General features: G+C 41.5%; 21 protein-coding genes. 20 read left to right on the top strand and 1 reads right to left on the bottom strand.

Annotation, left to right across the window (positions count from 1 at the left end; all coding sequences use genetic code 11):
• The first annotated feature begins 118 nt into the window (after positions 1–118).
• Together rpmH and N8N51_RS04695 are read left to right on the top strand one after the other, a co-directional pair.
• Entirely contained in the window at positions 119–253 is a 135-nt protein-coding gene (gene rpmH / locus N8N51_RS04690; RefSeq protein ID WP_000831905.1) for a 50S ribosomal protein L34, read from the top strand.
• A 137-nt stretch (positions 254–390) separates the two neighbouring features.
• Positions 391–2,355, top strand: coding sequence for a peptide ABC transporter substrate-binding protein (locus tag N8N51_RS04695; protein ID WP_261103679.1), 1,965 nt, complete (start codon positions 391–393; stop codon positions 2,353–2,355).
• A gap of 90 nt (positions 2,356–2,445) precedes the next feature.
• Here the strand turns inward: N8N51_RS04695 and N8N51_RS04700 are convergent, their stop codons facing one another.
• Complete coding sequence (locus tag N8N51_RS04700; RefSeq protein ID WP_261078121.1) at positions 2,446–4,290, bottom strand: APC family permease; 1,845 nt, start codon at positions 4,288–4,290, stop codon at positions 2,446–2,448.
• Between the two features lie 157 nt (positions 4,291–4,447).
• On the opposite strand from N8N51_RS04700, the gene N8N51_RS04705 reads away from it, so the two are divergent.
• The 18 genes from N8N51_RS04705 (at position 4,448) to N8N51_RS04790 (ending at position 20,910) form a co-directional block, all read left to right on the top strand.
• Positions 4,448–5,221, top strand: coding sequence for a TatD family hydrolase (locus N8N51_RS04705; protein ID WP_125386661.1), 774 nt, complete (start codon positions 4,448–4,450; stop codon positions 5,219–5,221).
• Entirely contained in the window at positions 5,221–5,781 is a 561-nt protein-coding gene (gene rnmV, locus N8N51_RS04710) for a ribonuclease M5 (RefSeq protein WP_261057204.1), read from the top strand. The genes N8N51_RS04705 and rnmV overlap by 1 nt, the downstream gene beginning before the upstream one ends.
• Before the next feature lie 71 nt (positions 5,782–5,852).
• Positions 5,853–6,764, top strand: a complete 912-nt coding sequence (locus tag N8N51_RS04715; RefSeq protein ID WP_000904842.1) for a helix-turn-helix domain-containing protein — start codon at positions 5,853–5,855, stop codon at positions 6,762–6,764.
• Positions 6,765–7,210: 446 nt separating this feature from the next.
• A complete protein-coding gene (locus N8N51_RS04720; RefSeq protein WP_000815396.1) occupies positions 7,211–7,507 on the top strand; it encodes a lactococcin 972 family bacteriocin in 297 nt (98 codons plus the stop codon).
• Between the two features lie 76 nt (positions 7,508–7,583).
• The gene (locus N8N51_RS04725; RefSeq protein WP_000825283.1) at positions 7,584–9,614 is read left to right on the top strand and encodes a bacteriocin-associated integral membrane family protein; all 2,031 of its coding nucleotides are present in this window, start codon (positions 7,584–7,586) and stop codon (positions 9,612–9,614) included.
• A gap of 1 nt (position 9,615) precedes the next feature.
• The gene (locus N8N51_RS04730; RefSeq protein WP_261057202.1) at positions 9,616–10,257 is read left to right on the top strand and encodes an ABC transporter ATP-binding protein; all 642 of its coding nucleotides are present in this window, start codon (positions 9,616–9,618) and stop codon (positions 10,255–10,257) included.
• A complete protein-coding gene (locus N8N51_RS04735) occupies positions 10,250–10,558 on the top strand; it encodes a hypothetical protein (protein ID WP_000333261.1) in 309 nt (102 codons plus the stop codon). Before N8N51_RS04730 ends, N8N51_RS04735 begins: the two co-directional genes overlap by 8 nt.
• Before the next feature lie 130 nt (positions 10,559–10,688).
• The gene (gene rsmA, locus N8N51_RS04740; protein WP_004255823.1) at positions 10,689–11,561 is read left to right on the top strand and encodes a 16S rRNA (adenine(1518)-N(6)/adenine(1519)-N(6))-dimethyltransferase RsmA; all 873 of its coding nucleotides are present in this window, start codon (positions 10,689–10,691) and stop codon (positions 11,559–11,561) included.
• Between the two features lies 1 nt (position 11,562).
• Positions 11,563–12,441, top strand: coding sequence for a ribosome small subunit-dependent GTPase A (rsgA, locus tag N8N51_RS04745; RefSeq protein ID WP_261057201.1), 879 nt, complete (start codon positions 11,563–11,565; stop codon positions 12,439–12,441).
• Between the two features lie 10 nt (positions 12,442–12,451).
• Positions 12,452–13,108, top strand: coding sequence for a ribulose-phosphate 3-epimerase (gene rpe, locus N8N51_RS04750; protein WP_261057200.1), 657 nt, complete (start codon positions 12,452–12,454; stop codon positions 13,106–13,108).
• Complete coding sequence (locus N8N51_RS04755) at positions 13,071–13,733, top strand: thiamine diphosphokinase (protein WP_261057199.1); 663 nt, start codon at positions 13,071–13,073, stop codon at positions 13,731–13,733. The genes rpe and N8N51_RS04755 overlap by 38 nt, the downstream gene beginning before the upstream one ends.
• Before the next feature lies 1 nt (position 13,734).
• On the top strand, positions 13,735–14,991 hold the full coding sequence (locus N8N51_RS04760; RefSeq protein ID WP_185757732.1) for a DNA recombination protein RmuC: 1,257 nt from the start codon (positions 13,735–13,737) through the stop codon (positions 14,989–14,991).
• A complete protein-coding gene (locus N8N51_RS04765) occupies positions 14,981–15,922 on the top strand; it encodes a 3'-5' exoribonuclease YhaM family protein (protein WP_125454648.1) in 942 nt (313 codons plus the stop codon). Before N8N51_RS04760 ends, N8N51_RS04765 begins: the two co-directional genes overlap by 11 nt.
• Positions 15,923–16,027: 105 nt before the next feature.
• Entirely contained in the window at positions 16,028–16,855 is an 828-nt protein-coding gene (gene purR, locus N8N51_RS04770) for a pur operon repressor (RefSeq protein WP_261078120.1), read from the top strand.
• Between the two features lie 66 nt (positions 16,856–16,921).
• On the top strand, positions 16,922–18,172 hold the full coding sequence (locus tag N8N51_RS04775; protein WP_261078119.1) for a diaminopimelate decarboxylase: 1,251 nt from the start codon (positions 16,922–16,924) through the stop codon (positions 18,170–18,172).
• A 125-nt stretch (positions 18,173–18,297) separates the two neighbouring features.
• On the top strand, positions 18,298–19,092 hold the full coding sequence (pflA, locus tag N8N51_RS04780; RefSeq protein ID WP_001288286.1) for a pyruvate formate-lyase-activating protein: 795 nt from the start codon (positions 18,298–18,300) through the stop codon (positions 19,090–19,092).
• 320 nt (positions 19,093–19,412) lie between these two features.
• Positions 19,413–20,123 (top strand): ABC transporter ATP-binding protein, encoded by a 711-nt coding sequence (locus N8N51_RS04785; RefSeq protein WP_084887467.1) that lies wholly within the window; start codon positions 19,413–19,415, stop codon positions 20,121–20,123.
• Position 20,124: 1 nt separating this feature from the next.
• The gene (locus tag N8N51_RS04790; protein ID WP_261103680.1) at positions 20,125–20,910 is read left to right on the top strand and encodes an ABC transporter permease; all 786 of its coding nucleotides are present in this window, start codon (positions 20,125–20,127) and stop codon (positions 20,908–20,910) included.

Below are 20,910 nucleotides of genomic sequence, written 5' to 3' on the forward strand. Positions count from 1 at the left end.
ATTTGCCTAGAGCTATTGACAAAAGTAAAAGAATCAGATAGAATAGTAAAGTATGTTTAGTAACTGATCACTTTATAGCCGGCTAAACGAATACAAAATCTATGAGGAGGTATTCATCGTGAAACGTACTTATCAACCAAGTAAACTTCGTCGTGCGCGCAAACACGGATTCCGTAACCGTATGTCAACTAAAAACGGTCGTCGCGTATTGGCAGCTCGTCGTCGTAAAGGACGCAAAGTTTTGGCTGCATAATCCAAACGAATTCTATCAAAAATCAGTAGGAACTCGAGTCTACTGATTTTTATTTTTGTAAAAAAGTTCAAAATACTTTATATTTTTGCTCAAATAGTGTATAATATTTCACATACTGTAAAAAATGGAGAATAATCATGAAGAAATCAAAAGTTATGCTTTTTGGAGCTATGGCTTTGACAGCAGGTCTAGCTCTAGCGGCATGCGGGTCATCCCAATCAAGCAATGCAGACAAGACATATTCTTATATCTTTGTCAGCAACCCTGATACCTTGGATTACATTACCTCTACACGAGACTCAACATCTAGTATCACAACCAACTTGATTGATGGGTTGTTGGAAAATGACCAGTATGGTAATCTCATCCCATCTATGGCTGAGTCATGGACAGTGTCAAAAGATGGTTTGACCTACACTTATAAAATCCGTCAGGGGGCTAAATGGTACACTTCTGAAGGAGAAGAGTATGCAGATGTAACGGCTCATGACTTTGTGACTGGTCTCAAGTATGCGGCTGATAAAAAGGCTGAAAACTTGTACTTGGTACAAGACTCTATCAAGGGTCTAGCAGACTATGTTGAAGGGAGAACATCTGATTTTGGAACTGTTGGTGTTAAGGCAGTGGATGATTACACACTCCAATACACCCTCATCCAACCTGAAACTTATTGGAACTCTAAAACAACAGCAAGTATTCTTAGTCCTGTAAATGAAGCCTTCTTGAAGTCTAAGGGAGATGACTTTGGAAGTGTGACACCATCAAGTATCTTGTCAAATGGTCCTTACTTGTTTAAGTCCTTCACATCCAAATCTTTGATTGAATTTGATAAAAATCCTAATTACTGGGATAAGGACAATGTTAAAATCGAGAAAGTGAAGCTCTCTTTCTTTGACGGATCTGACCAAGATAGCATTGCTAGAGGTTTCTTGGATGGTAACTATACAGATGGTCGTATCTTCCCAACAAGTTCAGTCTTTGCTGAACTCAAGAAGGGAAATGAGGACAAGATTACCTATACACCACAAAACTCAGTTACCTTCTACTATCTTTTCAACGTCAATCGCCAAAGCTACAAGCAGACTATGAAACAATCTGATAAGGAAAAGACAGATGCACGCGCAGCTATGCAGAATAAAGATTTCCGTCAGGCTATCAACTTTGCCTTTGACCGTCATGCTTATGCAGCGCAAACAAATGGTGAAGATGGAGCAGACCGTATCTTGCGTAACACGGTTACACCAAGTAACTTTGTCCAAGTTGGCGATAAGAACTTTGGTGATATTGTCAATGAAAAAATTGTCAACTACGGTAAAGATTGGGCAAATATTAACCTAAACGATGGGAAGCAAGCCTTCTTGAACCCTGACAAGGCCAAAGAGAAATTTGCGAAGGCCAAAGAAAGCCTGCAAGCACAGGGAGTAACCTTCCCAATTCATTTGGATATGCCAGTTGACCAGACTGCTAAGTTGGATGTGCAACAGGCTGGATCTTTTAAACAAACAGTGGAAGAAACCCTTGGTAAGGAGAATGTGGTTATCGATGTTATTCAACTTTCTCCAGATGAAAAAGACCAAGCAACCTACTTTGCAGATACAGCAGAACAAAAAGACTATGACATCGACATCTCAGGATGGGGTGGAGACTACTCAGATCCTAAGACTTATCTAGCTATTCTTGATCCAGAAACAGGTTCTCAGTTGAAAAACATGGGCTTGTCTGAAGGAAAAGACAAGGAAGTCAAGGACAAGATTGGTCTTTCTGACTACAAGAAACTCTTGGATCAGGCCGACGCTGAAATCACAGATACTCAAGCTCGCTATGAAAAATATGCTGAAGCCCAAGCTTGGTTGACGGATAGCGCCTTGTTCCTACCAGTTCAAAGTGGTGGAGCCAACCCAATCTTCCGTAAGACTATACCGTTTACAGGACCATTCTCATTCGTTGGACACAAAGGAGATGCAGACAACTATAAATATGTTGAATTGCAAAAAGAGCCAGTCACTGCTAAACAGTACCAAGAACTTTATGAAAAATGGCTAAAAGAAAAAGCTGAGTCAAATAAAAAAGCTCAGGAAGATTTAGCTAACCATATTCAATAATATTCCTAGTCATGCTTTTCAGTTAAGCATAGTGGCTGGATTCAGAAAAAGGCCTTACCAGAGCTTCTTGGTTCTGGTAGGGCCTTTTCTTTATTCTTTTAAGTGATAGGAGTAGCTAGCGACAACGACGTCTTGGTGCCAACGAAGGGCATATTTGAGTTTAAGGCTCATCTGATTGTGCAGGATATTTTGCCAAGGTTTATTAGGGATAAACTGGGGGACCAGGACAGTGACTGTATAGTTCTTTTTCTGAGCATCCTCAGAGATTCGTTTGACATACTTGACAGTAGGCGTGATGATGTCACGGTAGCTGGTCTTGATGTTTTTCAGAGTAATGGTTGGAAAGTAATCGGCAAATTCTTGGAGAATTTCTTGGTCTTTTTCTGCTGTTTCCTTAGTAGAAATATGCATGGCTAAGACTTCATCTCCGATACTTTGAGCGTAGTTAATGGCTCCGACGCTGACGCGGGTGACATTTCCTACTAGAACGAGGACAAGATTGCCATCGTAGGTACGTTTTTCGATTCCTTCATAGAGTCGCAGTTGTTGGGCCACTTTTTGGTAATGACTGTGAATTGCTAAGAAGAGTAGGGTGAGTACGAGAATAATCGGGAAGAAGGGCCAGATATCACTGAGACGGAAAAAGAGCAAGATTAGTACAATCGCGTAGCAAATGATAGCTCCAAGGATATTGGCAAGGGCAGGTTTTAAGAAGTTTGCCCCTTTTTCTTTTTTCCAATGGCGAATCATCCCAGTCTGAGAAAGGGCAAAGGGAACGAAGACCCCGATAGTATAAAGAGGAATCAAACGTTCGGTATTGCCGTTAAAAATGAGAAGAAGAATCATAGCCCCAAAAGCCAGAGTTAAAATTCCATTAGAGTAGCCTAGGCGGTCTCCTTTTTCCATAAAGAGGTGGGGCATATATTTGTTTTTAGCCATATTGTAGGCCAGCATAGGGAAGGCTGAAAAACCAGTGTTTGCTGCTACGGCCAAAATCAAGGCTGTGGAGAATTGGAAGATATAATAGCCAAGGTGACCTAAGAAGGAATTTCCAAGGATGCCTTGAGCCATCTGTGAGAGGATAGTTTCTCCGTGTTGAGGCATAATCCCCATCCAGTAGTTTAGGAAGGTAATGCCTGCAAAAAGAAAACCTAAAATCAATGACATGATGGTCAAGGTCTGAGCGGCATTCTTTTCTTTTGGAGTCTTGAAAAAGGGAACGGCATTTGAAATAGCTTCAACCCCTGTCAGAGAGGCAGAACCACTGGTAAAGGCTCTTAGAATGAGAATGATAGACAGACTCGGTACAGCATGCCCAATAGGTGAAGTTGCCTGATAGCTGAGAGACCCTGTCATTAGTTGAAAGATTCCGTAGAGCAAGAGAAAGACAGTACTGATGATAAAGAGATAGACAGGAATCATCAGAGAGCTGGCAGATTCTTTCAATCCTCTTAAATTCAAGAGCATGAGCAGGCAGACTAGGAAAATAGAGATATGAAGATTGTAGGGATGGAGGGCAGGGATGGCTGCTGTAATAGCATCAGCTCCAGACGCAACGGATACGGCTACTGTCAGCATATAGTCAACAAGGAGGCTGCCCCCTGCAATCAAGCCTAGTTCAGGGGAGAGATTTTCCCGAGTAACCATATAAGCCCCACCACCTTGAGGATAGGCGTGGATGATTTGACGATAGGAAATGGTCAAACTAGCGAGGAGTAAGAGGACAAAAATACCGATAGGGAGGCTCCACCAAATAGCGAGAGGAGAGAGACTGACTAAAACGAGAATGACTTGTTCAGGTCCATAGGCAATAGAAGACAGGGCATCACTGGATAACATTGCAAGTGCCTGCATTTTCCCTAACAATCCCCCTTCGCCGTCTGTGAGAGACTTGAGTGGTCGACCGATAAAGGTATATTTTAATTTTCTAAACATTGTATTTTCCTTTTCTGAAAATTTCAATAAGTGCTATTATACTGCTTTGGGAAAATAGCGTCAAGAGACGACGATGGATTTTAGAATATTTTGTACAGATGAGGAGAGAGGTCAGTTTTTTTGCTATAATAGTAGATAGAAAACGAGGTTAGAAGAGATGATTTTTGATACACATACACACTTGAATGTAGAAGAATTTGCAGGTCGTGAGGCAGAAGAAATTACCTTGGCTGCTGAGATGGGTGTGACACAGATGAATATTGTTGGTTTTGATAAACCGACGATTGAGCGTGCTTTGGAGTTGGTGGATGAGTACGACCAACTCTACGCGACTATTGGTTGGCATCCTACAGAAGCAGGGACTTACACAGAGGAGATTGAAGCCTACTTGCTTGACAAGCTCAAGCACCCAAAGGTAGTTGCCTTGGGTGAGATTGGTTTGGACTACCATTGGATGACAGCGCCAAAAGAGGTGCAGGAGCAGGTTTTTCGCCGTCAAATTCAGCTATCTAAGGACTTGGATTTGCCTTTTGTTGTCCATACCCGTGATGCGCTGGAAGACACCTATGAGATTATCAAGAGCGAGGGCGTTGGTCCTCGTGGTGGTATCATGCATTCTTTCTCAGGAACTCTTGAATGGGCAGAGAAGTTTGTCGCGCTTGGCATGACTATTTCCTTCTCAGGAGTGGTGACTTTTAAGAAAGCAACTGACATCCAAGAAGCAGCTAAAGAGTTACCTTTGGACAAGATTTTGGTGGAAACAGATGCGCCTTACTTAGCACCTGTACCCAAGCGGGGTCGTGAAAATAAAACAGCCTACACTCGCTATGTAGTGGACTTTATCGCCGACTTGCGTGGTATGACGACAGAAGAGCTAGCGGCGGTAACAACTGCAAATGCAGAACGAATTTTTGGATTGGACAGCAAGTAATGAAAGAGAAAATTTCCCAAGTTATCGTGGTTGAAGGTCGCGATGATACGGCCAATCTCAAACGTTATTTCGAGGTAGAGACCTATGAGACACGAGGTTCTGCCATCAATGAGCAAGATATTGCACGTATTCAGCGTCTACATGAGCTTCATGGAGTCATTGTCTTTACAGACCCAGATTTTAATGGGGAGCGGATTCGCCGCATGATTATGACGGCTATTCCAACAGTTCAGCATGCCTTTCTCAAGCGAGATGAAGCTGTTCCTAAGTCCAAGACCAAGGGGCGTTCTCTGGGAATTGAGCATGCCAGCTATGAAGACCTGAAAACGGCTCTAGCTCAGGTGACAGAACAATTTGAACATGAGAGTCAGTTTGACATCAGTCGTAGCGACTTGATTCGCCTTGGTTTTCTAGCAGGGTCAGACAGCCGTAAGCGCAGAGAATATCTAGGAGAGGCTCTCCGAATCGGCTATTCCAACGGCAAGCAACTCCTCAAACGCCTAGAGTTGTTTGGGGTCACCTTGGCGGAAGTGGAAGAAGCTATGAAATCTTATGAGTAGGAAAGATGTAGCCGTTACAATTTTTTAAGTTTCACAGTATTTTTCGAAGCAGGTAGAAGAGGAGGCGTCTAATGTTAATTGGTCAAAAAATTAAAGAGATTCGGATAGAAAAAGGAATTAGTCGTCCAGATTTTTGTGGAGATGAGCAAGAACTGACAGTTCGTCAACTGTCGCGAATTGAAAGTGGAGCTTCGCAACCAAGTTTGCCCAAGTTAGACTATATTGCTCGCCGGCTAGGAGTTCCAGCTTATAGCCTTATGCCGGATTTTTCAGCTCTTCCTCCTGCTTATTTAGAATTGAAATACCAAATTTTACGTGAACCAATCTATGGTAAAGAAGAGGAGTATGATAAGAAGGAAGCGTGTTTGGAAGAGATAGAGGATTTATTTTATGAGCAACTTCCTAATGAGGAAAAAATATGGTTTGAAGCTACTAGAGCAACGATAGATGTTATTCGAAGCGGACGACCAGAATATGGGGAAACCGTACTGGACGATTATTTTAAAACAATTTATGATAAGGAATTGTTTTTGATAAATGAATTAGAAGTTATCAACTTATATTTTGCTATAGTGCTTACAAAGATAAAACAAGGTCAAAATCAGATTGAAGAAATTAACAGAATTCATTCGTTTTTAGTTCGTTTGACAAATCATGTAGAATTAATTGCACCAGAATATCTGTTTGCTTTAAGTAACACTTTGTTTTCGGGTCTAGCCTGTTTGGATAATTTGTCGTCTTATGATTCACTCGGAGCTTATATCTTTAGCCTTAATCATATAATGGAAAAAACACAAGATTTTCAGAAGAAACCAATTATATTAATGTTGGAGTGGAAATTATCTCTAATAATAAACAATGATTATGTTTCTGCCGAACAGTTCTATCAGAAATCGAAGCTATTTGCTGATATAATAGAAAATTCTTATTTAGTTACTATGTTGGAGAAACAATGGCAAGAAGATTTAAAAAAATATTTATAAACATAGTGAATCAGTGACAAAAATGTCCTTGTTCTAGTATTGAAATAGTTCTAAAGTTCGTCTTTAGGACTGTTTTTTATATATAAGCTAAAAATGACACGAAATGGTTCTATTTTAAGGACATTGATGTCCTTTGAGTTTATTTAAGAATAATTTATAATTAATAAAAATGTGAAAGGAGATTACAGTATGAACTTTTTTAGTTTATTTTATTTAGTTACTTGGTGGTTTAAATAAAATTTAGTTATGTCTACTTAGTCTCAAAAAATTTATTCATAACATATAATAAATACAACTTGATAGACTAAATTAGAAAAATAAGGAGAGGATACCATGAGGTGTTGCTTTGAAAAGGTCTATGATCCAGGACTTAGTTTTACTTGAATAGAAAATGGACAATATATAATAAATATTTATGATAAAATAAAAAATAGAGGAGTATCAATATGAAACAAACAGTTAAAAAATTAGCCCTTGTAGCGAGCATTGCAGCAACATTAGGTGGAAGTGTAGCAGTAGTATCGGCCGCGGTTAAGTATCCAGATGGTGGTGTCTGGACGTATGGTTCAGGTGACGGAGGTGCTTACTCAAACTACTATCACTCTTCAGAATATCATAGCTCAACAGTTGTTAGTAGAAAAACTGGTTCATCTGATAAGGGATATGCTGGTGCTGGAGGGACTTCTCGTGCATGGATTCGTACTTCTTGGGGAGAGAAAGTTGCATTCTACTATAATGTTTAGAATGGTATAGCCCTATTGTTTAGCTTTACTTGGTCACCTTCTCACTAAGTGACCAAGTAACTTTTTGGAGGAAATGATGAAACGTTTATTTATTTTGATTTCAATGGTATTGGTATCGCTTTATATGGTGATAACTTCCGTTGACCATCGAGAAGAGATTTTATTTGGTAACTATCCTTCTGTTGATGTGACAGGAATGGTGATAAATCAACCAGTAGCTAGTCGCGAAGAGGTGACAGAGGCTTTGAGTCACTTGGCGGTAGAGCATAATAGTCTCATCGCCCGTCGGATTGTTGAGCCAAATGAAGCTGGAGAAACACGCTTTATCTATGCCACTTATGGTGAGGGAGAGCTTCCAGAAGGTCTGACCATTTCCTCCAAGGAGAGTTCAGAAACGAGTGATTTATTAGGGTCTTACTTGATTGTGTCAGGAAGTTTGGATGGAGTGAGTTTACAGACCACCTTGAAAGAACTTGGTTATCAAGGCTTTGTTTCGAATGGAGAAGATCCATTTTCGATAGTCTTATTATTGGCGGCCACCCCTATGGGGCTACTGAGTCTAGCTATTTTTCTGCTGACCTTTATGAGTCTGACCCTGATTTATCGGATCAAGTCCCTTCGTCAAGCAGGGATTCGCTTAATAGCTGGTGAGAGCTTGTTTGGGGTGGCTCTCAGACCAGTGTTAGAAGATGTGAGACAGCTTATCTGCTCAGTGCTGGTATCCAGTCTTTTGGGATTGGGGATTCTCTGGTATCAAGGTGCCTTGTTTATGGCAACGGTACAACTGGTCATCATTGGTCTTTTGCTTTATGGATTGGCCTTGGTAGGGATTTCTACCTTATTAAGTATCGTGTATCTACTTGGTTTACAAGAAAATAGTCTGGTGGATCTATTGAAAGGGAAACTCCCTCTCAAACGTATGATGACATTGATGATGGTGGGGCAACTCTTGGCCGTGCTGGTGGTCGGCTCGAGTGCGACTGCTCTCCTACCCCACTACCGTGAAATGCAGGAAATGGAGAGAGCTAGCGATAAATGGAGCCAGTCCTCAGACCGTTACCGTCTATCCTTTGGTTGGTCTAGTGCATTTGCCGATGAAGAAGGAATGCGTAAGGATAATCGTGAGTGGCAGACATTTACTGAAGAACGGTTAGCCAATACAGACTCTTTTTATATTATGAGCAATGTTGACAATTTCTCAGATGGAGCAGAAGTGGACCTAGATGGCAATCGTCTCAATGACTACACACCGTCAGGGAATGTCATCTATGTCTCACCGCGCTATCTGATAGAAGAAAAGATTACCGTTTCTTCAGAGTTTATGGATAAGATGCAAAACTTGTCTGAGGGAGAGTTTGGGCTGATCTTGCCTGAGAGCTTGCGAGAGCAGTCTGCCTACTATCAAGGATTATTTACAGATTACCTGCAAAACTTTTCATCTGAAAGTGTAGAAGTGACGAGTCAGAAACACTACCTCCCACAGGTAACGCTAGCTTTTACAGAAACAGGACAGGAACGCTTCCTCTATAACGATGGGTACAAGACGACACGCCAGTACCTAAAAGATCCGATTATTGTAGTTTTAACGCCGCAAGCGACTGGAACAAGACCTGTTGCAGGGATGTTATGGGGAACTACGGCTAATAGTGCCTTGAAATTAGATCAATATCAAGACAGCATCACAGCTCTAAAAGAGCAAGGTCTGTATCACAAGGTCTCTTATTTGGTAAAAAGCCAGCTATTTTTTGCCAAGGTACTAAATGACAAACGGATGGAGTTCTACTCTCTCCTTATTGGGACTATTTTGACTCTATCTACGGCTATCTTGTTATTTGATTCCATGAATCTTCTCTATTTTGAGCAGTTTAGACGGGAGATCATGATTAAACGTCTTTCTGGTATGACAATCTATGAGCTTCATGGCAAGTACTTACTGGCGCAAGGAGGAGTTCTCTTACTTGGGCTAATCCTATCTAGTGTTTTGACAGGAGATAGCTTGATTAGCGCTCTAGTTGTAGCTTTGTTTACGCTTAACGCTCTGTTGATTTTAGTTAGACAGGATAAAAAAGAAGAAGCTGGTAGCATGGCAGTATTGAAAGGAAAATAAGATGATTGATATTCAAGGATTGGAAAAGAAGTTTAATGACCGCGCGATTTTCTCTGGTTTAAACCTCAAGCTGGAGAAGGGCAAGGTTTATGCCTTAATCGGTAAGAGTGGAAGCGGAAAGACGACTCTGCTGAATATCTTAGGTAAACTAGAAAAGATAGATGGAGGAAGGGTTCTCTATCAGGGGAAAGATTTAAAAACCATTCCCACTCGTGAGTATTTTCGAGACCAGATGGGCTATCTCTTTCAAAATTTTGGCCTCTTAGAAAACCAATCAATCAAAGAGAATTTGGATTTGGGCTTTGTTGGTCAGAAAATCTCAAAAGTAGAACGTTTGGAAAGGCAAGTGGAGGCTTTAGAAAAAGTTAATCTAGGGTATTTGGAACTAGAACAAAAAATTTATACCTTATCTGGGGGAGAGGCTCAACGAGTTGCCCTTGCGAAGACTATTTTGAAAAATCCACCCTTGATTTTGGCAGATGAACCAACAGCAGCTCTTGATCCTGAAAATTCAGAGGAGGTTATGAATCTCTTGGTGGGCTTGAAAGATGAAAATCGAATTATCATCATTGCGACCCATAATCCCCTAGTCTGGAATAAGGCCGATGAAATCATTGATATGAGGGAGCTTGCTCATGTGTGAAAAAATCCGTATTCGCAGGGTATCTGATTATCCTAGTGCCAGAGGTGGTTTAGAAGATATTCTCATCATGGAAAATATGACCAATCATCTCCTTTTGGTTCAAATCCGAGTGAATGGCTATTTGCTTGATTTTGCTAGTATTGAAGGGCAAAGGCAAAAGCATTATCGTTTGAAAAATTTACCTCAAACGGTTGAACTGACAGTGGACGACGTGGAGGAGGATGTAGATTTGACCCTACCTGAAAATCGAAGTTATAAAGAAGCTGATTTTTTCGAACGGATGTTTCGAGAGAACCGCTAAGTCCACCTTTAAAGATTTTCAAGACTATCTTTCTTCATGAGAGAAGATAGTTTTTTGGTATGATTTTCACCCCCAAAATACAAGGGGAATGTGTTACAATAGTAGTAACAGATAATAGAAAAGAGAATAGATGAGAATTGCAGATTATAGCGTGACCAAGGCAGTGCTGGAGCGTCACGGTTTTACCTTTAAAAAGTCCTTCGGGCAAAATTTCTTGACGGATACCAATATTCTTCAAAAAATCGTGGATACGGCTGAGATTGATGACCAGGTTAATGTCATCGAAATCGGGCCAGGGATTGGTGCCTTGACGGAGTTTTTGGCTGAGCGTGCAGCTCAAGTTATGGCCTTTGAGATCGACCACCGTTTGGTGCCGATTTTGGCAGATACCTTGCGTGATTTTGATAATGTGACCGTGGTCAACGAGGACATTCTTAAAGTTGATTTGGCGCAACATATCCAGAATTTTAAAAATCCTGACCTGCCAATCAAGGTAGTGGCTAATTTGCCTTACTACATCACGACGCCTATTCTCATGCACTTAATCGAGAGTGGGATTCCTTTTAGTGAGTTTGTTGTTATGATGCAGAAAGAAGTGGCGGACCGCATTTCAGCCCAGCCGAATACCAAGGCTTATGGTAGCTTGTCGATTGCGGTGCAGTACTACATGACTGCCAAGGTTGCCTTTATCGTGCCTCGGACTGTCTTTGTGCCAGCGCCAAACGTGGACTCAGCCATTTTGAAAATGGTGCGTCGTCCAGAGCCAGCCGTAGCAGTAGAAGATGAGAACTTCTTCTTTAAGGTTTCCAAGGCTAGTTTTACTCATCGCCGCAAGACCTTGTGGAATAACTTGACAGGTTACTTTGGCAAGACTGAAGAGGTCAAGGATAAGCTGACCAAGGCTTTGGACCAAGCAGGCTTGTCACCAAGTGTACGTGGGGAAGCTCTCAGCTTGGCAGAGTTTGCTAGTCTAGCAGACGCGCTTAAAGGGCAAGGACTCTAAGATGCAGGGACAAATTATTAAGGCCTTGGCAGGCTTCTACTATGTAGAGAGTGATGGCCAGGTCTATCAAACACGCGCGCGTGGGAATTTCCGTAAAAAAGGCCATACTCCCTACGTTGGAGACTGGGTAGATTTTTCTGCCGAGGAAAATTCAGAAGGCTATATCCTCAAGATTCATGAACGGAAAAACAGTCTGGTCCGTCCGCCTATTGTCAATATTGACCAAGCTGTGGTGATCATGTCTGTCAAGGAACCTGATTTTAACAGCAATTTGCTGGATCGTTTCTTGGTTCTTTTGGAGCACAAGGACATCCATCCCATCGTTTATATTTCTAAAATGGATTTGTTGGAAGATAGAGGAGAACTGGATTTTTATGAACAGACTTATGGTGACATCGGCTATGACTTTGTGACCAGTAAAGAGGAACTCCTGCCTTTGTTAACAGGCAAAGTCACGGTCTTTATGGGGCAGACAGGTGTTGGGAAGTCAACTCTTCTCAATAAAATCGCACCAGACCTTAATCTTGAAACGGGAGAAATCTCAGACAGTCTGGGTCGTGGGCGCCATACCACTCGAGCTGTTAGTTTTTACAACCTCAATGGGGGTAAAATCGCAGATACACCGGGATTTTCATCCTTGGACTATGAAGTGTCAACGGCTGAAGACCTCAATCAGGCCTTCCCAGAGATTGCCACTGTCAGTCGAGACTGCAAATTCCGCACTTGTACCCATACCCATGAGCCTTTTTGTGCGGTAAAGCCAGCTGTAGAAGAAGGAATTATTGCCACCTTCCGTTTTGACAACTACCTGCAATTCCTCAGTGAGATTGAAAATCGCAGAGAAACCTATAAAAAAGTCAGCAAAAAAATTCCAAAATAAGGAGAAACCTATGTCTCAATACAAGATTGCTCCGTCAATTCTGGCAGCAGATTATGCCAACTTTGAACGTGAAATCAAACGCCTAGAAGCAACTGGGGCAGAATATGCCCATATCGATATCATGGATGGTCATTTTGTACCGCAAATCAGTTTTGGTGCGGGTGTGGTCGAGAGTCTTCGTCCTCATAGTAAGATGGTTTTCGACTGCCACTTGATGGTAGCTAATCCAGAGCATCATTTAGAAGATTTTGCGCGTGCAGGTGCGGATATCATCAGCATCCATGTGGAAGCAACGCCTCATATTCATGGTGCCCTCCAAAAAATTCGTTCACTCGGTGTTAAGCCTTCAGTCGTTATCAATCCTGGCACACCAGTTGAAGCCGTCAAGCACGTACTTCATCTAGTTGACCAAGTTTTAGTCATGACGGTTAATCCAGGTTTTGGTGGGCAAGCCTTTCTACCAGAGACCATGGATAAGGTCCGTGAGTTGGTTGCTCTTCGTGATGAAAAAGGCTTGAACTTTGAAATCGAAGTGGATGGCGGGATTGATGATAAAACGATTGCCCAAGCTAAAGAAGCTGGTGCGACCGTTTTTGTAGCAGGTTCCTATGTCTTTAAGGGAGATGTCAATGAGCGAGTACAAACTCTCAGAAAAGAACTGGACTAGGGTTGCCGTTTTTGCAGGCGGAGACCGCGGTCATTATCGGACAGACTTTGATTGCTTTGTCGGTGTGGATCGAGGTTCTCTCTGGGTCTTGGAAGAAGATTTGCCTCTTGCTCTAGCAGCCGGAGATTTTGATTCTGTGACGGAAGAAGAGCGACAGGTGATTCAAAAACATGCCCAGCATTTTGTTCAAGCCCGACCAGAAAAAGATGATACAGATCTGGAATTGGCTCTCTTAACCATCTTTGAGAAAAATTCTCAGGCTCAGGTCACTATTTTCGGTGCTTTGGGTGGCCGTATTGATCATATGCTGGCTAACGTCTTTCTACCTAGCAATCCCAAGTTGGCACCTTATATGCACCAGATAGAAATTGAAGATGGGCAAAACTTGATTGCCTATTGTCCAGAAGGGACCAGTCAGCTACAGCCTCGTTCAGACTACGACTATCTAGCCTTTATGCCGGTTCGGGATAGCCAGCTGACTATTCTCGGTGCTAAGTATGAGTTGACAGAGGAAAATTTTTTCTTTAAAAAAGTGTACGCTTCTAACGAATATATAGATAGGGAAGTTTCGGTGACTTGCCCAGATGGCTATGTGGTCGTGCTGCATAGCAAGGACAGGAGGTAGGATGGAAAGTTTACTTGTTCTATTATTGATTGCCAACCTAGCTGGTATCTTTCTGATTTGGCAAAGGCAGGATAAGCAGGAAAAATATCTGACCAAGAGCTTGGAGGATCAGGCAGATCACTTGTCAGACCAGTTGGATTACCGTTTTGAACAAGCAAGACAAGCCAGTCAGTTAGATCAAAAAGACTTGGAAGTAGCTGTCAGCGACCGTTTGCAAGAAGTGCGAATTGAATTGCACCAAGGTCTGACTCAGATCCGTCAAGAAATGACAGATAATCTCTTGCAAACCAGGGATAAGACTGACCAACGTCTTCAAGCCTTGCAGGAATCAAATGAGCAACATTTGGAGCAGATGCGCCAAACGGTCGAGGAAAAACTAGAAAAGACCTTGCAGACGCGCTTGCAGGCTTCCTTTGAGACAGTTTCCAAACAACTGGAGTCGGTCAATCGTGGCCTTGGAGAAATGCAGACAGTTGCCCGCGATGTTGGAGCCCTCAATAAGGTTCTCTCAGGAACCAAGACGCGAGGGATTCTGGGAGAATTGCAACTGGGGCAAATCATCGAAGACATCATGACCCCTGCCCAGTACGAACGAGAATACACAACGGTTGAAAACTCCAGTGAACGAGTGGAGTATGCCATCAAGTTACCTGGACAGGGAGACCAGGAATACGTTTATCTACCGATTGACTCCAAGTTTCCACTGGCAGATTATTATCGCCTAGAAGAAGCCTATGAAGCAGGTGACAAGGATGAAATCGAACGCTGTCGTAAGTCACTCCTAGCAAGTGTCAAGCGCTTTGCCAAGGATATCAAGAGCAAGTACATAGCACCGCCTCGGACTACCAATTTTGGAGTTTTGTTTGTGCCTACCGAAGGTCTCTACTCAGAAATTGTCCGTAATCCTGTCTTCTTTGATGATTTGAGACGGGAGGAACAGATTATTGTCGCAGGTCCAAGTACCCTATCAGCCCTGCTTAACTCTCTATCAGTTGGCTTCAAGACTCTCAATATCCAAAAGAGTGCCGACCATATTAGCAAGACTCTTGCCAGTGTCAAGACTGAATTTGGCAAGTTTGGTGGCATTCTGGTCAAGGCACAAAAACACCTCCAACATGCCTCTGGCAATATTGATGAACTATTAAACCGTCGTACCACAGCTATCGAGCGGACGCTCCGTCACATTGAGTTGTCAGAAGGTGAGCCTGCGCTTGATCTACTCCATTTCCAAGAAAATGAGGAAGAATATGAAGATTAGTCACATGAAAAAAGATGAGCTGTTTGAAGGCTTTTACCTAATCAAGTCAGCTGACCTGAGACAAACTCGCGCTGGGAAAAACTACCTAGCTTTTACCTTCCAAGATGATAGTGGCGAGATTGAAGGGAAACTCTGGGATGCCCAACCTCATAACGTTGAGGCCTATACTGCAGGTAAGGTTGTCCACATGAAAGGACGCCGAGAAGTTTATAACAACACCCCTCAAGTCAATCAAATTACCCTTCGCCTGCCTCAACCTGGTGAACCCAATGACCCAGCTGATTTCAAGGTCAAGTCGCCAGTTGATGTCAAGAAAATCCGTGACTATATGTCGCAAATGATTTTCAAAATAGAAAATCCTGTTTGGCAACGAATTGTCCGCAATCTCTACACCAAGTATGATAAGGAATTTTATTCCTATCCAGCTGCCAAAACCAACCACCATGCCTTTGAAACGGGTTTGGCCTATCATACGGCGACCATGGTGCGTTTGGCAGATGCTATTAGCGAAGTCTATCCTCAACTCAATAAGAGCCTGCTCTATGCGGGGATTATGCTGCATGACTTGGCTAAGGTCATCGAGTTGACGGGACCAGACCAGACCGAGTACACAGTGCGAGGTAATCTTCTTGGACATATCGCTCTGATTGATAGTGAAATTACCAAGACAGTGATGGAACTCGGCATCGATGATACCAAGGAAGAAGTCGTTCTGCTTCGTCACGTCATCCTTAGTCACCATGGCTTGCTTGAGTATGGAAGTCCAGTCCGTCCACGCATTATGGAAGCAGAGATTATCCATATGATTGACAATCTGGATGCAAGCATGATGATGATGTCAACTGCTCTTGCTTTGGTGGATAAGGGAGAGATGACCAATAAAATCTTCGCTATGGACAATCGTTCCTTCTATAAACCAGATTTAGATTAATAATTTAAGAAAAATGAGCATTTTTTAGGATAAGAATGTTCGTTTTTTTATGTGAATATGGTATAATAGATAAAATATCAAAATTAAATGAAGTGGGAAATAGAAATGAAATTAAGAAGAAGTGATCGGATGGTTGTCATTTCCAACTATTTGATTAATAATCCTTATAAACTAACTAGTCTCAATACTTTTGCTGAAAAGTACGAATCTGCTAAATCATCCATCTCAGAGGATATCGTGATTATCAAACGCGCCTTTGAGGAAATTGAAATCGGTCATATCCAGACAGTAACTGGTGCTGGTGGTGGTGTCATTTTCACACCATCAATCTCAAGTCATGATGCCAAGGAAATGGTTGAGGACTTGCGTTCCAAGTTGTCAGAAAGTGACCGTATCTTGCCAGGTGGTTACATCTACCTATCTGATTTACTTAGCACACCAGCCATCTTGAAAAATATTGGTCGCATTATTGCCAAGAGCTTTATGGACCAAAAAATTGATGCGGTTATGACAGTAGCGACTAAGGGTGTTCCACTTGCAAATGCAGTTGCCAATGTCCTCAATGTTCCTTTTGTTATTGTGCGCCGCGACCTGAAAATTACCGAAGGTTCAACTGTCAGCGTCAACTATGTATCCGGTTCAAGTGGTGACCGTATCGAGAAAATGTTCCTTTCAAAACGTAGTCTCAAGGCAGGCAGCCGTGTCTTGATTGTGGATGACTTCTTGAAAGGTGGCGGAACTGTCAATGGGATGATCAGCCTCTTGCGTGAGTTTGATTCAGAATTGGCAGGTGTAGCGGTCTTTGCGGATAATGCTCAAGAAGAACGCGAAAAGCAGTTTGACTACAAGTCACTCTTGAAGGTAACCAATATTGATGTCAAGAACCAAGCCATCGATGTTGAGGTTGGCAATATCTTTGACGAAGATAAATAAGAGATAGAACTAAAGGTTGGAACGATTGTCCCAGCCTTTCTTTGCAAATAGAATAGAAGGAAACTTATGAAAACACCATTTATCAATAAAGAAGACTTGGAAAAGATTGTTGCCGAGTTCCCGACTCCCTTTCACTTGTATGATGAGAAGGGAATTCGTGAGAAGGCAAGAGCCGTCAACCAAGCCTTTTCGTGGAATAAGGGCTTTAAGGAATATTTTGCAGTTAAGGCTACTCCAACACCAGCTATCTTGAAAATTCTCCAAGAGGAAGGCTGTGGTGTGGACTGCTCTAGTTATGTAGAGCTTTTGATGAGTCATAAACTGGATTTCCCTGGTTCTGAAATTATGTTCTCTTCAAACAATACGCCAGATAAGGAATATGCCTATGCGCGTGAATTGGGTGCGACCATTAACTTGGATGCCTTTGAAGATATTGAACATATAGAGCGTGCAGCAGGCATTCCAGAAATTATCTCTTGTCGTTACAATCCTGGAGGTGTTTTTGAACTGGGAACAGACATCATGGACAATCCTGGAGAAGCCAAGTTTGGCATGACCAAGGATCAGCTCTTTGAAGCTTTTGCCATCTTGAAGGAAAAAGGAGCCAAGACTTTTGGGATTCACTCCTTCCTAGCGTCCAATACCGTGACCCATCTCTATTATCCAGAGTTGGCTCGTCAGCTTTTTGAATTGGCTGTTGAAATCAAGGAAAAGTTGGGCATTTCGCTAGACTTTATCAATCTTTCTGGCGGTATTGGTGTCAACTATCGTCCAGACCAGGAGCCGAACGATATCGCCTTGATTGGCGAGGGGGTTCGTAAGGTGTATGAAGAGGTCCTTACGCCAGCAGGTCTTGGTCAGGTTAAGATTTTCACCGAATTGGGTCGTTTTATGTTAGCACCTCATGGTGCTTTGGTTACAAGAGTGACTCATAAGAAGGAAACCTACCGTACCTATCTAGGTGTGGATGCATCAGCAGTCAACCTCATGCGTCCAGCTATGTACGGAGCCTACCATCATATTACTAATGTGACCCATCCAGATGGACCAGCTGAAGTGGTAGATGTGGTTGGTTCACTCTGTGAAAACAATGATAAATTTGCAGTGAATCGCGAACTGCCTCATACAGAAATCGGTGATTTGCTGGTAATTCATGATACAGGTGCTCACGGTTTTTCAATGGGCTACCAGTACAATGCCAAACTTCGTTCTGCGGAAATCCTCTATACCGAAGAAGGCAAAGTCCGTCAAATCCGCCGTGCAGAGCGCCCTGAGGACTACTTTGCAACCTTGTATGGCTTTGATTTTGAAGAATAAAATGATAAGTAATTGAAAATGAAATTGAAAAACAGATTGCTTTCTAAAAAATAGGCAAAAATCTTGTTTTTCCTTCAAGTCGTGATATAATAAAACTATAAAACGTTTTCAAGGAAGGTAACGATATGTCTGAAGAAACAATTGATTATGGACAAGTGACAGGAATGGTGCATTCGACAGAAAGCTTTGGGTCAGTAGATGGGCCTGGTATTCGCTTTATTGTCTTTTTGCAGGGCTGTCACATGCGTTGCCAGTATTGCCACAACCCTGACACTTGGGCTATGGAATCCAATAAATCACGTGAACGGACGGTAGATGATGTCTTGACAGAAGCCTTGCGCTACCGCGGTTTCTGGGGAAATAAGGGCGGTATTACAGTCAGTGGAGGAGAAGCTCTCTTGCAGATTGATTTCTTGATTGCCCTCTTTACCAAGGCCAAAGAACACGGAATCCACTGTACCTTGGATACCTGTGCCCTTCCTTTCCGAAATAAACCACGTTACCTTGAAAAGTTTGACAAACTCATGGCTGTCACTGACTTAGTCCTCTTGGATATCAAGGAAATCAACGAAGAACAGCACAAAATTGTCACTAGCCAAACCAATAAAAACATCCTGGCCTGTGCCCAGTATCTATCAGATATTGGAAAACCTGTCTGGATTCGCCACGTGCTAGTTCCAGGATTGACAGATAGAGACGATGACTTGATTGAACTTGGTAAGTTCGTCAAGACCCTTAAAAATGTTGATAAGTTTGAAATTCTACCTTATCATACCATGGGAGAATTCAAATGGCGTGAATTAGGAATTCCTTATTCCCTCGAAGGGGTTAAACCACCAACAGCAGACCGCGTTAAGAACGCTAAAAAACTCATGGATACCGAAAGTTACCAAGACTATATGAAACGTGTACATGGATAAAAAAGAAGCCTGATGGAAACATCGGGCTTTTAAATTTACACAAATATAGATAATTAAATGAAACAAAATTTTATACTCTTCGAAAATCTCTTCAAACCACGTCAGCGTCGCTTTGTCGTATATATGTGACTGACTTCGTCAGTCTTATCTACAACCTCAAAACCGTGTTTTGAGCAGCCTGCGGCTAGCTTCCTAGTTTGCTCTTTGATTTTCATTGAGTATTAAATCTTTTTTACTCTCTAAATTCTGAAAAAAATCCGAAAAAGAATGTGTAAGATATAGTTACTTTTAGAAATATTAAATAGAATAGGAGAACATCTATGGAACAAAGTATTGCCATTAAAAATTTATGTAAGTCATATGGACAAACTCAAATTTTAAAAGATATTTCTTTTGAAGCAAAAGCAGGTAGAGTGACTGCTTTCCTGGGTCCAAATGGAGCTGGAAAAAGTTCAACCTTACGTATTTTATTAGGATTAGACAAAGCAACATCTGGTCTTACCAAAATTGGAGATCAAACTTATAAGGAATTAAAATTTCCTCTAAAGACTGTAGGAGCTTCATTTGACAGTGTAGGTGCTCCTGATGATCGGACTGTTTATCAACATTTGAAAATTGTTGCTGCTAGTAATGGGATATCCAGTCAGCGAATTGAGCAAGTCTTGGATATGGTGGATATTAGTCATAAGAAAAAATCTAAAATTGGGAAATTATCATTAGGAGAAGGACAACGCTTGGGAATTGCAACAGCTCTATTAGGAAATCCTCAATATCTGATATTGGATGAACCGACTAATGGGTTGGATCCAAGAGGAATTCGGTGGTTTAGAGAGTTTATAAAAAAACAAGCTCAAGAAGGGAAAACAGTCTTGCTATCATCTCATATATTATCGGAAGTGGAAGCAGTAACAGATGATGTAGTTATCATAAATAAAGGAAAAGTTCTTATAAAAGGGACTTTACAAGAAGTGATGAAAAATCTTTCTTCACTAGAAGAAGTCTTCTTTAGTTTGACAGAAGGAGGAAAGTGACATGGCACTTATTTACTCTCTTCATTCTGAAATATTGAAATTATTTTATAAGAGAGCTACTCATATTGTACTATTCTTGATACTCGTATTTCAAACATTTTTAGCAAATATTGGTGCTTCTCAAATTGTTTCAGTTGGTATCCATGCTACACCAGAGACAAATCCAGATTTAGCAGAGGCCTTACCTCCTATTGAATTTTTAGGTTTTGATGTCACTTTATTTGGTGTTTTTATTATGATTATCCTAGGCTCAATTTACGGAGCCGAGGAATACAAAGGCTTGGCTATTCGTACAAGCCTCCTCTCTATTACAAATCGAAGTTCTTTCCTAGTTTCAAAAACATTAGTTTGGCTTGTATTTTCTTTTTTCATTTCCTTTCTATCAATATTCCTTACGATTAACATGACACATTATGTTTTAGGACAAGATGGCTTATTGCTTTTTTCACTAAATGGGAGAGTTTGGTTCTATATATTTTTAGCCAGTATAGCTTGGACTTTGTTGGGACTGCTAGCCTATATTATGGCTTTGACATTTAAAACAGCCATTGTTCCTCTATTATTTTTGCTTTCCCAAGTCTACAATTTAGGAACATTCTTAGCAAACTATATATCGGTTGCAAAATTTCTTCCAGTTGCATTGGGGCAAGGATTGATTGCTACATCTCCTCAAATTTTAGAACATAATAGTTTACAAAATATTTTACTTTTACTTTGTTGGAACTTCTCATTCTTAGCTTTAGCAATCTACCGATTACTTAAGTCAGATATTGGAGGAGGTGAATAA

The sequence above is a fragment of the Streptococcus mitis genome (assembly GCF_946188685.1).
Taxonomy (GTDB): Bacteria; Bacillota; Bacilli; order Lactobacillales; family Streptococcaceae; genus Streptococcus; species Streptococcus mitis_CC.

Bases quoted from the DNA above. Each gene is read 5' to 3' on its own strand.
- N8N51_RS04790 (WP_261103680.1), top strand. From the start codon at position 20,125: ATGGCACTTATTTACTCTCTTCATTCTGAAATATTGAAATTATTTTAT.
- N8N51_RS04730 (WP_261057202.1), top strand. From the start codon at position 9,616: ATGATTGATATTCAAGGATTGGAAAAGAAGTTTAATGACCGCGCGATT.
- N8N51_RS04715 (WP_000904842.1), top strand. From the start codon at position 5,853: ATGTTAATTGGTCAAAAAATTAAAGAGATTCGGATAGAAAAAGGAATT.
- N8N51_RS04785 (WP_084887467.1), top strand. From the start codon at position 19,413: ATGGAACAAAGTATTGCCATTAAAAATTTATGTAAGTCATATGGACAA.
- N8N51_RS04720 (WP_000815396.1), top strand. From the start codon at position 7,211: ATGAAACAAACAGTTAAAAAATTAGCCCTTGTAGCGAGCATTGCAGCA.
- purR (WP_261078120.1), top strand. From the start codon at position 16,028: ATGAAATTAAGAAGAAGTGATCGGATGGTTGTCATTTCCAACTATTTG.
- N8N51_RS04695 (WP_261103679.1), top strand. From the start codon at position 391: ATGAAGAAATCAAAAGTTATGCTTTTTGGAGCTATGGCTTTGACAGCA.
- N8N51_RS04725 (WP_000825283.1), top strand. From the start codon at position 7,584: ATGAAACGTTTATTTATTTTGATTTCAATGGTATTGGTATCGCTTTAT.
- rsgA (WP_261057201.1), top strand. From the start codon at position 11,563: ATGCAGGGACAAATTATTAAGGCCTTGGCAGGCTTCTACTATGTAGAG.
- rsmA (WP_004255823.1), top strand. From the start codon at position 10,689: ATGAGAATTGCAGATTATAGCGTGACCAAGGCAGTGCTGGAGCGTCAC.
- N8N51_RS04735 (WP_000333261.1), top strand. From the start codon at position 10,250: ATGTGTGAAAAAATCCGTATTCGCAGGGTATCTGATTATCCTAGTGCC.
- N8N51_RS04700 (WP_261078121.1), bottom strand. From the start codon at position 4,290: ATGTTTAGAAAATTAAAATATACCTTTATCGGTCGACCACTCAAGTCT.
- rpe (WP_261057200.1), top strand. From the start codon at position 12,452: ATGTCTCAATACAAGATTGCTCCGTCAATTCTGGCAGCAGATTATGCC.
- N8N51_RS04755 (WP_261057199.1), top strand. From the start codon at position 13,071: ATGAGCGAGTACAAACTCTCAGAAAAGAACTGGACTAGGGTTGCCGTT.
- N8N51_RS04765 (WP_125454648.1), top strand. From the start codon at position 14,981: ATGAAGATTAGTCACATGAAAAAAGATGAGCTGTTTGAAGGCTTTTAC.
- N8N51_RS04705 (WP_125386661.1), top strand. From the start codon at position 4,448: ATGATTTTTGATACACATACACACTTGAATGTAGAAGAATTTGCAGGT.
- N8N51_RS04760 (WP_185757732.1), top strand. From the start codon at position 13,735: ATGGAAAGTTTACTTGTTCTATTATTGATTGCCAACCTAGCTGGTATC.
- N8N51_RS04775 (WP_261078119.1), top strand. From the start codon at position 16,922: ATGAAAACACCATTTATCAATAAAGAAGACTTGGAAAAGATTGTTGCC.
- pflA (WP_001288286.1), top strand. From the start codon at position 18,298: ATGTCTGAAGAAACAATTGATTATGGACAAGTGACAGGAATGGTGCAT.
- rnmV (WP_261057204.1), top strand. From the start codon at position 5,221: ATGAAAGAGAAAATTTCCCAAGTTATCGTGGTTGAAGGTCGCGATGAT.